Below are 13,018 nucleotides of genomic sequence, written 5' to 3'. Positions count from 1 at the left end.
AATGAATCAGGAAGTAACAGATTTTATTGAAGCGTTAAAAGAACCGTGGCAAGGGGAGCTGTCCACAACTCTGCGTGATATAGTCCACCAGGCCATACCGGATGTGCAGGAACGTATGCAGTACAAGAAGCCCCATTTTTTGAAAAATGGAAAATACGCTGCTGTTATCTCGACATCGAAAGACACGGTCAGCTTTACGATCTTTAATGCTGCTGCCTTGGAGCTTCCGGAGGGCATGTTCGAAGGTCCTCTAGAAAGAAAGACTTTGAAGCTGCGGCAAGGGCAAACGGCCGATGCTGAAAAGCTGTCATCATTGTTAGGCCAGGCAGTTGCTACGCTTTGATCGCTAGTGTATATTCGACCTATACAAAAAAGGCTCTAGTCACATCAATGTGAAGAGCCATTTTTTATGTTTGTATCATCATGCTGCTGCATACCGTATAACATTTGAGCACGAACAAGGTCTATCGGTATATCGCTAGGTATCTCTAGGAAATAGTTCAACTGCCATTGCTGAGTTTTTTGAGCCTGGCGGCTCGTAGGGTTGTCCCAAGGCGGGTAGACGCGTATTGCTCTTTTACCACCTTCACCTTTATTGGATAGAATATCCCGTTCACATAGAACAGTCTTTGGAAATATAAACTGACCAAAGTTACTGCCTTTTCGTGTACTAATAACGTAGAAATCTACTGGTTCTAAAACGTCATAAGGCTGGATTGGCCCATCGCCAATTCGCTCCCATAAAGTCACAAACTGTCCGACCTTTGTAGGGGTTATTTTTGCGGCACGGAATCTAATGGAAAGGGTATTCAAGTTGAATGCAAACGCCCCATAATCAGCATTTTGTGCTTCTGGGACTGGTAGAGAGCATTCAAATCTGCACGGGTTATAAACAAGTTCTTGGGTGGCAAGTAGATCACTATGAATAATGTCAGTGGAAGCCCGATCATTCGGATCGCTTGGGCATGCTTCTGAGAGGTCTTGCGCTTTTTCATCCATCCGTTAATAACCCCCTGTTTAATTCTGATGAAGCCATTTCATGTTACTATTATGAAATCAAATAATGCTAAAGGGGATAGATCCGCCGTAAGGTTGGCTAGTTTATAAGGGATTTTGTTACGGCGGATGGGATGTACTACTAGGTTACTGGTTATTAACGAATTACCGTCGGAGCCAAGAAATCAAAAATCGGAATATTTCTAAGTATTCCAAACGTAAGAGTCATGATCAGCATAATAACCATAATCACATTGCCTATAAGCCGCATTTGCTTCTTTTGAGTAATGAAGTACATCGCATACAAGGGAACTAACATAAATAATAAAGGGTTAAATCGAAATGCCTGAACAAAATCTAATTTCAACAGTGAAAGAACAACTCTTGTTACTCCACATCCCGGACAATAAAACCCAGTTAACTCGTGAATCACACAAGGAATACCGATATTTGTTACGGGCAGCCATATTTTCAGGTAAAATAAACCGCCTATGACAAGTGAGCCACCCCATAATAGTTTGGGGTGGCTCTTTGGATTAATCTTAAACTTTAGCGAGTTTATTGACATCCGATTGTACTAAGGCATACGTTACGATACCTAGTCCGAAGAGAGTAAGAATAATGTAAAGAACCGAATTATCCGCTGACAGCTGACCGCGTTGTCTTTGCGCTTCTTCGATATGCTTACCTACCTGATAGGCCCAAATGAAACTCCAAACACCACATGTGACTAATGTTAGAAGGAAATGCTTACCCCCTGTAAATGAGCTGTCTCCACTCGCCTCGCCGACTTCATTAGTCAAAACAATAAACCAATAAATAGCATAGATACCACAAGTGATTAATGAGAAAATAATTGCTAATGCGATACTTCTTTGTTGAACCATGACACACACTCCTATTTTTTATAAAAAAAATCCGACCTTATGATCATAATAAATGAAGTGTATTTATACAAGACAAAAAAACCGATTCCCTGATTAGGAGCCTCCAACTTTTTATGTTTATGGGTGAACAGTGTATGGTTCGTAAGGGCGGTAAACTTCTACGCCATCTGAATGACACATTATCCTTATATAGTATAAGAGAGCGACAATGGACAAATCCCACAAAATGATAGGAGAAAAAACATAATGTACGAAATTAAAAATGTATCGCGAATGTTCGGCCAGGAGTATGCGTTGAAAAACATATCTCTAGAAATAAAGGGTGGGCTAAACTTTATTATTGGCGCATCCGGAAGCGGTAAGTCGACACTTCTCAAAATACTATCTGGTTTGGATCAAGATTTTCAAGGAGAAGCCTACTATAGAAAACAAAGTCTCAAAACATTAACTGCAGAGGAAAAAAGTGAGTATCACAATAAAAAAATAGGAATCGTGTGGCAAGAATTTAACTTACTAGAGGATCTAAGTGTGTTTGATAACATTAAAATGCCCCTCTATTTAAATGAAGCCATTTCAGATGAACTTATAACCAAAACGATGAAACAGCTTAACATTCATGAGCTGGCAAATCAGAAGGTGAGAAATCTATCTGGCGGACAAAAACAGCGCGTGGCTATTGCAAGAGAGCTTGTGAAAAATCCAGAAGTTATTATTGCAGACGAGCCTACAGCTGCTCTTGATCCGAAGTCGGCCAGTATTATTATTAATATTTTAAAACAAATTGCAAAAACTCGAACGGTCATTGTAGTCACGCATGACAGCTCAATGCTGGATAGCAATAGCAATATTTTTGAGATGGATAAAGGTGAAATCGTTTCGGAAGCCATCAAAGAACAAGGTAAGTCGAAAATCTCACAAACGATAACCAAACCAGCATTGTCAATGAAAAGTACCCTTTCTGTATCCATGACAAACGTAAAAAGTAAAATGGGTAGATATGCGGTGTTAGCCCTTGCCATCGTTGTATCAGCTAGCTTTCTGCTGATAAATACATCAGGCAGCATACAAAACACGAGTCAAACTAGCTTTGATGAACTGTATGACACTATTGGCGAAGGACTATTAGATATTAGCCTTGCAGCCAGCTTTATGAGTGCAGCCGGAAGTTCAAGCGAATCTGAGGATGAGCAAAAGCCGAACGTCAATGTAAATCAGGACATCGCAGGTCTTTATGATAAGTATTTAAATGACAAACGTGTTAAGCATGTCGTATTTGCCCAGGCTGTGGGAAAAATTAAGCTGGTAGTGGACGGTAAGGAGCACCAAATTGAAACATCAAATAATGTTCCGGTATTAAATAAACTATTAGCAGGAAAGATGCCCATGGGTGATGCGAATGAGGTTGTTGTATCAAGCAGCTTGGCAGATGTGTTAGGTATTGCAAGTAAAGACTTGATAGGTAAAACGATTGACCTCAGCGGTACTTTATTCAACTGGGATTCAGGAGAGGCTGTTGAAATGCCTGTAAGTACAACTACAAAAATTGTTGGTGTGGCGGATACAACAGCTATTTATGAGAGTAACGGTGAGGTTAAGAAATTTCCGGTGGATGACTCTTTCTTTTTCAGTAAATCCTCTGTTATAGAAATGCGTGAGCAGGCGAATATGAAAGAAAAAACGTCTAATTTTTCTATTAGAGCCAATAGCGCTGAGGATATGATTGCATTGAAAGACGAGCTGTTGGCAATGGGTATTGTTCCAATGGGTCAATTCGAGCTGGTGGAAGATATGGTTCGGTTAAATGATCAAGCGAAGGAGCAATCGGGTTCAGCTGTTATTTTGATCAGTGTTCTTGCTCTAATCGTTTCTCTTGCGATTGCATTCATGACTGCAGCTATGCGTAAAAAGGAATATGCGATATACAAGATTAACGGATACAGGAATAGCGGCCTGACAAAGATTACATTTGTAGAATACTTCCTTGTTGGAATAGCTGCAATGGTATTATTTTCAGTCACCTCTCCACTCATCAATATAGCTATGAAATCATTTACAGCTGCCGATATTTTAAATGTAAAAACATTTGCTATAGCAGGAGGACTGATCATTCTGTTATGCGCTTTGTGTGGAATGGTTGCATCGATGGTTATACCTACTGTAAACCTATTTAAAACCTTAAAGTCAGGTGACAGATAATGATTACATTAGAACGAATTACAAAAAAGTATGCTGATCAAACCGTTTTAAATCAAATGAGCTATCTGTTTCGGGATACAGGGATAACCTGTGTTCTCGGAGCATCAGGCAGCGGGAAGAGCACATTATTAAACCTGCTTGCTGGATTTGATACGAATTATAAGGGCGAAATTACGGTATGCGATGAGAAAATTACGGCAATGACTCCGGAAGAGCTTTGTCAGTTTAGGCAAAAGCATATTGGGTTTGTCTTTCAAAGCTACAATTTAATTAGTGGTTATACGGTATTAGAAAATATTTTACTCGCGGCAGAGTTAAACGGAAAGCCGGAGGAGGAAAACCTTAAACATATAGCTGCTTTGCTCACAAAGCTGGGTATGGAAACGAAAGCAGGGGAAAAGGTAGAGAACCTTTCGGGCGGTCAAAAACAACGTGTCGCAATTGCAAGAGCACTTGTAAATGACCCGCAAATTTTATTTGCAGATGAACCAACTGGGGCGCTTGATCGAGAGCTGTCCAATCAGATCATGGATATTTTAAAAGAGATAGCTATAGATCGCTTGGTCGTTGTCATTACCCATGATAGGAAGATCTGCACGTGGGCGGATGAAGTCATTTCCATTGTGGATGGGAACATAGAGGTTGTCTCATCAGAGCCAACAACGGAAGCAGAAACGCCATTACCAACGGAGTCGAAAAAAGAGATCAACAATGATCGTACCAAAGCTTCAATTTGGAAGCGTGCTGTTAAAAACTACAGGGTGCATATTTTACGCTATATGGCGGTTAGCTTGGTCATTGCAATGGGCATTTCGTTATTTGTCGTGTCTCTTTCATCTAACAATATAATGAGTAAGTCTATCACGGATTTCACAGAAAAAAATATCGCGTTTAACAATGGATATATTCCACTTGATGATAAGAAAACAGATCCATATCCCTTGTTGAGTGAGGATCATAGAATTGAAAATGTCTATTATCAGTATGTGCTCAAAGATTTATCTCTTACTCTTAATGAAGAGAAGGTTATTTTCAACGAAAAAATACCAATGCCTAGAGCTACTGAAAATATGTCCTTCGGAACAATGCCGAGATATGGAGAGAATGAGATTTCCATTACACCAAGTGTCGGGAAGAAATTTACTGATAACATAAATGAGCTTATTGGCCAGCAACTAACATTTGAATACAACGGGAGCAGCCATTCTCTCACAATCAGCGGTATTTATAATGCAGGGTATGATGACTTTTTCGTCAGCTCCGATCTGGAACAAGCCCTATATGATAGTGAGGGAGAAGAGAAACCAAGGTCCGTTTCTTATGATGTGATTAGCTTTTCGGATATTGTGTCGGTAACGGATGATTTATCGAAGCAAAAAATAACGGCCAAAACAGCCGTGGAGCAGGTTGCTGCATTAGAAAACACGTTTAATAGCTTAAAGAAACTGTTCCTTGCTGTATCTATACTTATTTTAGCAATCGCACTGTTCATTAGTATCGTATTGCTTGCTAAACAGACAAATGCACGTTACCGTGAAATAGGAGTATTAGCAGCTCTCGGCTATAACAAAGGATGGATCAGGGGCATTTTATCCGCGGAAAATATTCTTTTATCGTGTACATCGACTGTTTTTAGCGTGGGTATGTTCTTTATTATTAATTATATATATGGCCTCCTACTTGGGGGAGATATGATCATACAAACCTTACAAATTGTTATTACCGTTATTTCAACATTCGTAATTATTCTTCTATTAAGCACGATTGTAAGTCGGAAGTTGATTGCGACCGAGCCGGCGGAGGCGCTGAGAAAGTAATGTGAAAACAGTCTAAACTCCTGAAAGGGGGTTTAGACTGGTTTTTTTGCAATGTGTATTGCTGTAGTTACGCTCGGTCATGTAGAGGGAGGGTTAAATAAAAGGTTACGCCATCTTCTACGTTGAACACACCGTATTCACTTCCGTGCCGTTGTAAAATAGCTTTTACGATGGACAAGCCGATACCGGTTCCCCCAAGCTCACGACTGCCTGAACGATCTGCTCTGTAGAACGTGTCCCAAATATAGGGCAGATCATCCTCAGGAATAGGCGGACCCTCGTTATTAATTTCTAACCGTACTGCTGATCCTTCGAGCGTCACCCGTATTGCTAGTCGTCCTTGGATGGGCATATGGCGGATAGCGTTACCGAGCAGGTTTATTAGCACTTGCTCCAACCGCTGTCGATCTGAATGTACCCAAATTTCTTCTGTATAAAGCAAGGTCAGCTGAGGATCGATTGATTTCTCTTGCAAGACTGGAGCCAATTTAATTAATACCGAGCGGATCGTTTCTTGAAGCGGGACCTGTGACAAATGTAGTGCAAACCGACCGCTCTCTAATTGAGACAAGTCCAGTAAATCTGCCACAAGACGGGCCATTCTCTCCGATTCCTCGATAATAATACCCGCATATTTATCTCGTTTCAATCCGTGAGCGACATTGTCTTGGAGCGCTTCTGCATAGCCTTGGATCAGACTGACCGGCGTTTGCAGTTCATGCGACACGCTGGCAACAAATTGCTTGCGCAGTCGTTCAAGCTGCTTTTCTTTCTCAATATCGGCTTGTAATTTAGTGTTTGCTTCCTGTAATTCAGCCATCGTTTGCTGCAAATTCCTTGCAAGACTGTTCATCGTTACTGCAAGTTGGCCGATTTCATCCTTTCGGTTCATACGTACAGCTACGGTGAAATCGAGCTTAGCCAACCGTTTAGCTACTTTGTTCAGCTGGATAAGCGGCAAGGTGATCTTGCGTGAAAGGTAATAAGCAAATAGTAAAATAGGAAACGCAGCCAGCAAGTAAAAGTACAGGTAAAAGCGGCTCATCACTTGAACGGCATCGCCGACGGGCTGGAGTGTAGCCAGCGCAATCAGATAAGCGTCTCCGCCAATTTGGTTTACTGCACTTGGCAGCTTCGCGGCGGCAATCAGCATGTTCTCGTTATCGGCATCAAAGGATGATATTTTCGTAACGGATACCTGTCCTGTTTTGGATAGGGTATTAAATCGGTCCGTATCCTGCAGCCACATGCTCATGGCACTCGATAGCCGTTCACTATAAGGATTAAGATAGGTTGCCGGTATAAGCGGTTGGCTTTCTATAGGCTTATCATCCATAGGCGGTTGGACGGTCACCGGCAAATTGGAATGAATGGAAATATCGTAGGGCTTTGTAATGGATATAGAGGGAGACATCGGAATAGCAGGTATAGCGTCGTCATATCCCCCAACGTACAAGTCGATTTTATTGCCTTGCTTGTACAGTGTTGCCGTTAAGCCGTAAAAACGCTGCTCGAAGCTAATGACCTCTGCTGGCTTGGTGTTTAATTCGTAAACGCCCTCAGCATACTTCTTATAAACTTTCTCCATTTCCTGCGATAGTTCATTTGATTTTTGATGGACATAGAAGGTGCCAAAAAATTTGGTTTGCAGCACCATCCATAAGATGGTGAACAGTATTAATGCGATTAAAGCGAACCAGAAAACTTTGAAAGACAGTCGTTCTCTTCTCATAATGACCTCATGGTTTATCCTGGAATTTATAACCAATGTTGCGAACCGTTTGTATGTAATCAGACTTGTCCCCTAGCTTTTTGCGAAGACGTTTGATTTGTGTATCTACCGTGCGGGCGTCTCCGTAATAATCCATTCCCCATAAGCGATTAAGCAGCGTATCCCTTGTTAGTACGCGATTAGGATGATGGGAGAAAAACAGCAGCAGCTCATATTCTTTTGGTGATAATTCGAGCAGTTCACCGCAAAGATGGACTTCATGGGCTTGTTCGTTTATTTCTAAATCTCGATGGTTTTTGAGCTGTGTGGGTTCCTCGTGTGGAGTCCAGCGGCTTAACAGAGCTTTTATTTTTGCGGTCAAAATTTTGGGGCTAAATGGCTTCGTTATATAATCGTCGGCTCCGAGTTCGTAGCCATATAATTTATCTTCTTCCTCCCACCTCGCCGTTAACATGACAATGATGGTCTGGGAATGAGTCCTAAGCTGCTTACATACTTCAAAACCGTCTATGCCCGGCATCATAATATCAAGGACGACTAGATCTGGCGGCGTGTGGCGTGCGTGTTCAAGCGCTTCGTAGCCATTTGCAGCCTGTATAATTTCAAAGCCCTCTTCTTCCAAATAATCTGCAACCAATTCCCTCATCCGAGGCTCATCTTCAACAATTAATATTAAGGGCTGCTTCATACCGGACATCTGCTCCTATTCATTCCGTTATAAATGGAAATCACTAATAATTAATTGTAGTCTACTGATTATTTGCGCGCAACTTTCTGTCTATAGCTGTGAAAATTCGTTATGAAGACAAAAAAAAGGCTGTCCCCAAAGTCATGAAGATAATGACTTTGGGGACAGCCCCTGTTATACAATCAATCCATCTTTCATAGTAATCACATGATCTGCATAGGAGAGCATCTCTTCATCATGGGTCACCAGCAAGGTTGTGATGTTTAATGTTTTCGTCAAATTTCTGATGAGCGTCATTACATCTTTGGACTTTTTCGAGTCTAGACTTGCAGTCGGTTCATCCGCGAATAGTATTTTAGGCTTGTGGATGATGGCACGTGCAATGGCAACCCGCTGTTTTTCTCCACCTGATAAGGAAGCGGGGTAAGCATCCTTGCGATGAAACATCTCGACTGATTTGAGTAGTTTATGAACCTCCGCGATTTGTTCACGCTTAGTCATTTTTGACTCGGATACGTCCAGCATCAGCATGAGCTGATCTTCTACAGTAAGGAAAGGTACAAGATGAGACGATTGAAAAATGAACCCAAATTTATTTGCTCGTATTTTTCGAATCTCCTCCTGTGTCATTGCGGACATGTCCTTCCCTTCGAATAGCAGCTTTCCATTCGATGCGCGTTGAAGACCTGCCGCRATAGTTAAGAGTGTACTTTTACCAGATCCTGAAGGGCCTACGAGAGCTGTTATTTCTCCTTTTTGCAGTGTAAGGTTGATTCCGTTTAATACTTGCTCATCGACTTCGCCATTGGTAAATGTCTTTTTGACGTCATTTATCGTAAAGGTTGTCATATTAGTTGTCTCCTTGTTGAATGGCTTGCAGCGGCTCAACTTTTTTAATTTGAAGACCTGAAAGGGTTGCGCCGACAAATCCAATGACTAAGAATAGAATCGATAATTGAATGGTTGTCATAAGCGTCAGACTGAAAGGCATGCCTTCCGGTGCAATCATATTAAAGCCTTGACTTAATAAAATAGATAAAAGAAGTGCGATAGTGGTAATGAAGAACATTTGAGACCACATCATCCGGAATAACGTACTTGTTTTTACACCGATAGCCTTCAAGATGCCGTATAGTCCGATTTTTTGAACATTCATCATATAGAAGAAGATCGCGAACAACATGCCGCTGATGGCGACTAAGAACCATATAATCATATTAAGGGACATTTGTTCCGCACTATAACTCGAGATGGTGTTGAGAAATTGATTATTCGAAAATGCTTGTAGTCCAGTGATAGACTGTGCTTGATCTTGTCCGGGTACGAAAACCAATTGCAAGTTATTCACACGGTAAATTTCTTTATAGTTATCCATATGAATATATGCGACAGGCGCGTGGCTATATTTCTTTTGATCCACAAATCCAGTTACTTTAAATTCACCGTTGAACTGATTGTTCGTTAATACATCCCCTACTTGAATGCCATCATCTTCTAGAGAACGATCTAAAATAATTTCTCCTGGTTTAACTTGCTCAAATAGCTTGGAATCGGTTGAAGTAACGAAAGCTACACTAAATTGCTTGTCCTCCGCATCGTTCACAAAGCCCATTTGAATAGAAAGTGCTGCTGCATCCTTGTGTTCTTTTAAGATGCTATCTTGTACAGCTGGATCTATTTTTGAAAGATTGTACTTTTCATCTGCATCGGCATTCATATAGAAATGACCAGCAGGCAGATCTTTAATTAGAGCAGCATTATCTTGAGATAACCCATTCGCCAAACCTGAAATGATAAAAGTTAAAAAACTAACCAGAAAAATAATGGACCCTAATATGATAAATTTCGCTTTACTCTTCTTCATTTCTTTCCATGCCATATCCATAATTGCTCCTCCGTTTCTTTGTTACAGGCTCAAGTATATTCCCGTACTATGAACGGAGCGTGAATGGACAGTTACAAGTATTGTCCCATTAATCCATTTATGTAAAAGATGGTTTTGACAACAGCCTGCAGAACGCGCATAATACTTCTAGTTTGAATTTTACTTTACTACTAAGATAGTTAGGCGATAAAAGAGTTTGTCCGAGTTTTAAGCACTTTTGGATTTAAGAAAGAAGGTTTATAAAATGCTTGTATGGCTCCGCAATAGACCGTTTGTTATATTTACAATTATCCTTATTCTTAAGAGCTCTCTAGCCTGGTTCGTCATCTTTGATAACGGTCCGTCCTTAACGACATGGTTAACGGAAATCCCGATTTTATGGATTGTATTCTGTTTCATCGAATGGTTTGCAACGAAGCGCAAAATTCTCTATTATATGTTCGTTAATTTGCTAGTGACGGTCATCTATTTTGCAGTTCTCATGTATTACAAATACTATGGCATTATCGCAACCTATCATGCGCTGAGCCAGGCTGATAAAGTAACTAAGGTTGGGGAGAGTACGTATTCCTTACTTGATCCCTATTATTTATTGATTTTTATCGATATTATCGTTTTTGGAGTGTTTATGTTCAGACCAAAATCGATCAATAAGTTTAAAAAGCTAGGTATGAAAAAAATTGATAAACGGATTCTCATGGCTTCATTTACCCTATCAATTGCTCTATGTATTTTTAATATTTGGCCTAACCATGCCAGTATGAACGAGAATAAGAAAGCTGAAGGAATGGGCATTCTAAGTTATGAGATCTATACGATCTTTAGTGATACGACTCAGAAGAAGGAATTTGTTGATCGCAGTGACATCACTCAAGAAGCTATAAATCAACTAAAGGGAATCGAAACCCCTCCAGTGGCGACTTATTGGGATGCGGAAAAAGGAAAAAATGTGATTATCATTCAGCTTGAATCGTTCCAGAACTTCTTGTTGGGACTAAATATTGAGGGGCAGGAGGTTACTCCGAACCTTAACAAGCTGGTGAAGGAAAATTTCTATTTCAACAATTTTTACACAATGGTCGGTCAAGGGACGACTTCTGATGCAGAGTTTGTAGTAAATACGTCACTATACGTACCACAGCATGAACCAGCCATCAAAAACTATGTGAATAAAGCTCTCCCAAGTTTGCCTAAGCTGCTTGCAGCGAATGGGTATACTACTGCTACTTTTCATACGAATTCCGTAGAATTCTGGAATCGTAAGGAGCTGTACAAAGCAATCGGGTTTGAGCATTATTACGACCAAAGCTTCTTCGGCGACGATGACCATATTGCTTTTGGCGCTTCTGATGAAGTGCTCTATGCGAAGACAGCGGATAAGCTAGAACAGATGAATCAGGATAGTAAGCCATTTTATGCCCAAGTTCTTTCCATGAGCTCTCATCATCCTTATAAAATGCCAGAGTCTAAGTACCATATGAAGCTGTCTGAACGGTTTGGAGGCACTCTGGTTGGAGATTATATACTTGCACAAAATTATACGGACTATGCTGTAGGCCTCTTCATAGATGATCTTAAGAAGCGGGGAATATGGGACGAGAGCGTCATCCTGTTCTACGGCGACCATCAGGGATTGCCTCTCTATTCACTTAGCACGGACGAGAAAGACATAATGAAGGAGCTTCTAGGCAGAGAATATGGGTATACCGATATGTTCAATATTCCATTTATAATGTCCGCACCAGGTGTAACTTATCCTTCGGTTATAGATAAGGTTGGTGGTCAGATCGACATCCTGCCAACAGTGGCGAATTTGATGGGTATTTCTCTTAAAGATCAAATTCATTTCGGTGAAGATCTGCTAAACCAGAATACGAATATTTTGCCAATGCGGCATTTTCTGCCTACTGGTTCTTTTATTAATGACACCAACATGTATTTGCCAGGTATCGCCTATGAGGATGGAACGAATTATAACTTGATCGACAATAAAACGAATACGGATGGGTCAACTGAGAAGGAATACACCTCTGGATTGAAGCTATTAAATTTATCTGACAACTATGTCGAACAACTGCCGGATAAATAAGAAGTGAACTCTAAATGTCATATTTAGTGGAATCGTTGCTCTGTTTCCAATATACTTGTAGAGGAACATCAAGGAATATGAGTATATACGAATGGAGAACATGAAACGATGTCTAGCTTACCGAATTGCCCAACATGTAACTCAGAATACACGTATGAAAATGGGAGCCTGTTAGTTTGCCCAGAATGTGGTCATGAGTGGACTTTAGGATCAGAAACCGAAAATAATGAAGATATAAGAATTATCAAAGATTCAAACGGAAATGTCTTGAATGATGGTGATTCTATCACTGTAATCAAAGACCTTAAAGTTAAAGGAACTTCATCTGTTATAAAAATAGGTACGAAGGTGAAAAACATCCGTTTGATTGATGGTGACCATGACATTGATTGCAAAATTGATGGTTTTGGGGCTATGAAGTTGAAGTCCGAATTTGTTAAAAAGATTTAAGTGTTGTATTTGAAAGAGCCCTCTGTCATGGCAATGTCATTAAGTTAAGCTCAAAGACAAGACCGGGGATAAAAATGGAATACAAAACGGCATGGGAAAATCCCTGTGCCGTTTGTTTTTTGTTGCAAGCAAAGAAAAAAACGAACAGCAAACAAAGCGGATGGAATATCCACTTAAAAAAATGTTCATGTGAACTGAACTATGCTACTCTGTAAACGAAGCTAACTGTTGATTTCGAACGGATTTTGCGCGTATTCTTCTGCCCTGGGCGAATGGGT

12 protein-coding genes are annotated in these 13,018 nt (G+C 40.5%); 5 read left to right on the top strand and 7 right to left on the bottom strand.

Annotated elements, in window-relative coordinates; genetic code table 11:
• Position 1 precedes the first annotated feature (1 nt).
• Positions 2-343: a DUF1801 domain-containing protein gene (locus AC1DWN_RS06065; protein ID WP_477558023.1), complete on the top strand. Its 342-nt coding sequence runs from the start codon at positions 2-4 to the stop codon at positions 341-343.
• Between the two features lie 44 nt (positions 344-387).
• Here AC1DWN_RS06065 and AC1DWN_RS06060 read toward each other — a convergent pair whose 3' ends face one another.
• From AC1DWN_RS06060 to AC1DWN_RS06050, 3 genes are all read right to left on the bottom strand, one after another.
• Positions 388-999 carry a MepB family protein gene (locus AC1DWN_RS06060; RefSeq protein ID WP_477558022.1) on the bottom strand — a complete coding sequence of 204 codons (612 nt, stop codon included), beginning with the start codon at positions 997-999 and terminating at the stop codon, positions 388-390.
• A 154-nt stretch (positions 1,000-1,153) separates the two neighbouring features.
• Positions 1,154-1,564, bottom strand: a complete 411-nt coding sequence (locus AC1DWN_RS06055; protein ID WP_477558021.1) for a DUF2752 domain-containing protein — start codon at positions 1,562-1,564, stop codon at positions 1,154-1,156.
• Entirely contained in the window at positions 1,539-1,883 is a 345-nt protein-coding gene (locus AC1DWN_RS06050) for a DUF4234 domain-containing protein (RefSeq protein WP_477558020.1), read from the bottom strand. The genes AC1DWN_RS06055 and AC1DWN_RS06050 overlap by 26 nt, the downstream gene beginning before the upstream one ends.
• Before the next feature lie 246 nt (positions 1,884-2,129).
• Between AC1DWN_RS06050 and AC1DWN_RS06045 the strand changes: the two genes are divergently transcribed.
• Positions 2,130-4,079: an ABC transporter ATP-binding protein/permease gene (locus tag AC1DWN_RS06045; RefSeq protein ID WP_477558019.1), complete on the top strand. Its 1,950-nt coding sequence runs from the start codon at positions 2,130-2,132 to the stop codon at positions 4,077-4,079.
• Entirely contained in the window at positions 4,079-5,896 is a 1,818-nt protein-coding gene (locus tag AC1DWN_RS06040; RefSeq protein ID WP_477558018.1) for an ABC transporter ATP-binding protein/permease, read from the top strand. Before AC1DWN_RS06045 ends, AC1DWN_RS06040 begins: the two co-directional genes overlap by 1 nt.
• A gap of 67 nt (positions 5,897-5,963) precedes the next feature.
• Here AC1DWN_RS06040 and AC1DWN_RS06035 read toward each other — a convergent pair whose 3' ends face one another.
• The 4 genes from AC1DWN_RS06035 to AC1DWN_RS06020 all read right to left on the bottom strand — a co-directional run bounded on the left by AC1DWN_RS06035 (position 5,964) and on the right by AC1DWN_RS06020 (position 10,201).
• Complete coding sequence (locus tag AC1DWN_RS06035; RefSeq protein WP_477558017.1) at positions 5,964-7,628, bottom strand: sensor histidine kinase; 1,665 nt, start codon at positions 7,626-7,628, stop codon at positions 5,964-5,966.
• Between the two features lie 7 nt (positions 7,629-7,635).
• On the bottom strand, positions 7,636-8,316 hold the full coding sequence (locus AC1DWN_RS06030; RefSeq protein WP_477558016.1) for a response regulator transcription factor: 681 nt from the start codon (positions 8,314-8,316) through the stop codon (positions 7,636-7,638).
• A 174-nt stretch (positions 8,317-8,490) separates the two neighbouring features.
• Positions 8,491-9,165, bottom strand: coding sequence for an ABC transporter ATP-binding protein (locus tag AC1DWN_RS06025; RefSeq protein ID WP_477558015.1), 675 nt, complete (start codon positions 9,163-9,165; stop codon positions 8,491-8,493).
• A 1-nt stretch (position 9,166) separates the two neighbouring features.
• Complete coding sequence (locus AC1DWN_RS06020; protein WP_477558014.1) at positions 9,167-10,201, bottom strand: ABC transporter permease; 1,035 nt, start codon at positions 10,199-10,201, stop codon at positions 9,167-9,169.
• 244 nt (positions 10,202-10,445) lie between these two features.
• On the opposite strand from AC1DWN_RS06020, the gene AC1DWN_RS06015 reads away from it, so the two are divergent.
• Positions 10,446-12,290, top strand: a complete 1,845-nt coding sequence (locus tag AC1DWN_RS06015; protein WP_477558013.1) for an LTA synthase family protein — start codon at positions 10,446-10,448, stop codon at positions 12,288-12,290.
• 108 nt (positions 12,291-12,398) lie between these two features.
• Positions 12,399-12,740, top strand: a complete 342-nt coding sequence (locus AC1DWN_RS06010; protein ID WP_477558012.1) for a zinc ribbon domain-containing protein YjdM — start codon at positions 12,399-12,401, stop codon at positions 12,738-12,740.
• Positions 12,741-13,018 lie beyond the last annotated feature (278 nt).

This window comes from Paenibacillus sp. P4_A7, from assembly GCF_056402455.1.
This window is presented reverse-complemented; position numbering and strand designations above follow the sequence as displayed.

What these genes read in the sequence shown, in the direction of transcription:
- AC1DWN_RS06035 (WP_477558017.1), bottom strand. Translation starts at nt 7,628, where the DNA reads ATGAGAAGAGAACGACTGTCTTTCAAAGTTTTCTGGTTCGCTTTAATC.
- AC1DWN_RS06030 (WP_477558016.1), bottom strand. Translation starts at nt 8,316, where the DNA reads ATGAAGCAGCCCTTAATATTAATTGTTGAAGATGAGCCTCGGATGAGG.
- AC1DWN_RS06015 (WP_477558013.1), top strand. Translation starts at nt 10,446, where the DNA reads ATGCTTGTATGGCTCCGCAATAGACCGTTTGTTATATTTACAATTATC.
- AC1DWN_RS06010 (WP_477558012.1), top strand. Translation starts at nt 12,399, where the DNA reads ATGTCTAGCTTACCGAATTGCCCAACATGTAACTCAGAATACACGTAT.
- AC1DWN_RS06040 (WP_477558018.1), top strand. Translation starts at nt 4,079, where the DNA reads ATGATTACATTAGAACGAATTACAAAAAAGTATGCTGATCAAACCGTT.
- AC1DWN_RS06065 (WP_477558023.1), top strand. Translation starts at nt 2, where the DNA reads ATGAATCAGGAAGTAACAGATTTTATTGAAGCGTTAAAAGAACCGTGG.
- AC1DWN_RS06020 (WP_477558014.1), bottom strand. Translation starts at nt 10,201, where the DNA reads ATGGATATGGCATGGAAAGAAATGAAGAAGAGTAAAGCGAAATTTATC.
- AC1DWN_RS06055 (WP_477558021.1), bottom strand. Translation starts at nt 1,564, where the DNA reads ATGTCAATAAACTCGCTAAAGTTTAAGATTAATCCAAAGAGCCACCCC.
- AC1DWN_RS06060 (WP_477558022.1), bottom strand. Translation starts at nt 999, where the DNA reads ATGGATGAAAAAGCGCAAGACCTCTCAGAAGCATGCCCAAGCGATCCG.
- AC1DWN_RS06045 (WP_477558019.1), top strand. Translation starts at nt 2,130, where the DNA reads ATGTACGAAATTAAAAATGTATCGCGAATGTTCGGCCAGGAGTATGCG.
- AC1DWN_RS06050 (WP_477558020.1), bottom strand. Translation starts at nt 1,883, where the DNA reads ATGGTTCAACAAAGAAGTATCGCATTAGCAATTATTTTCTCATTAATC.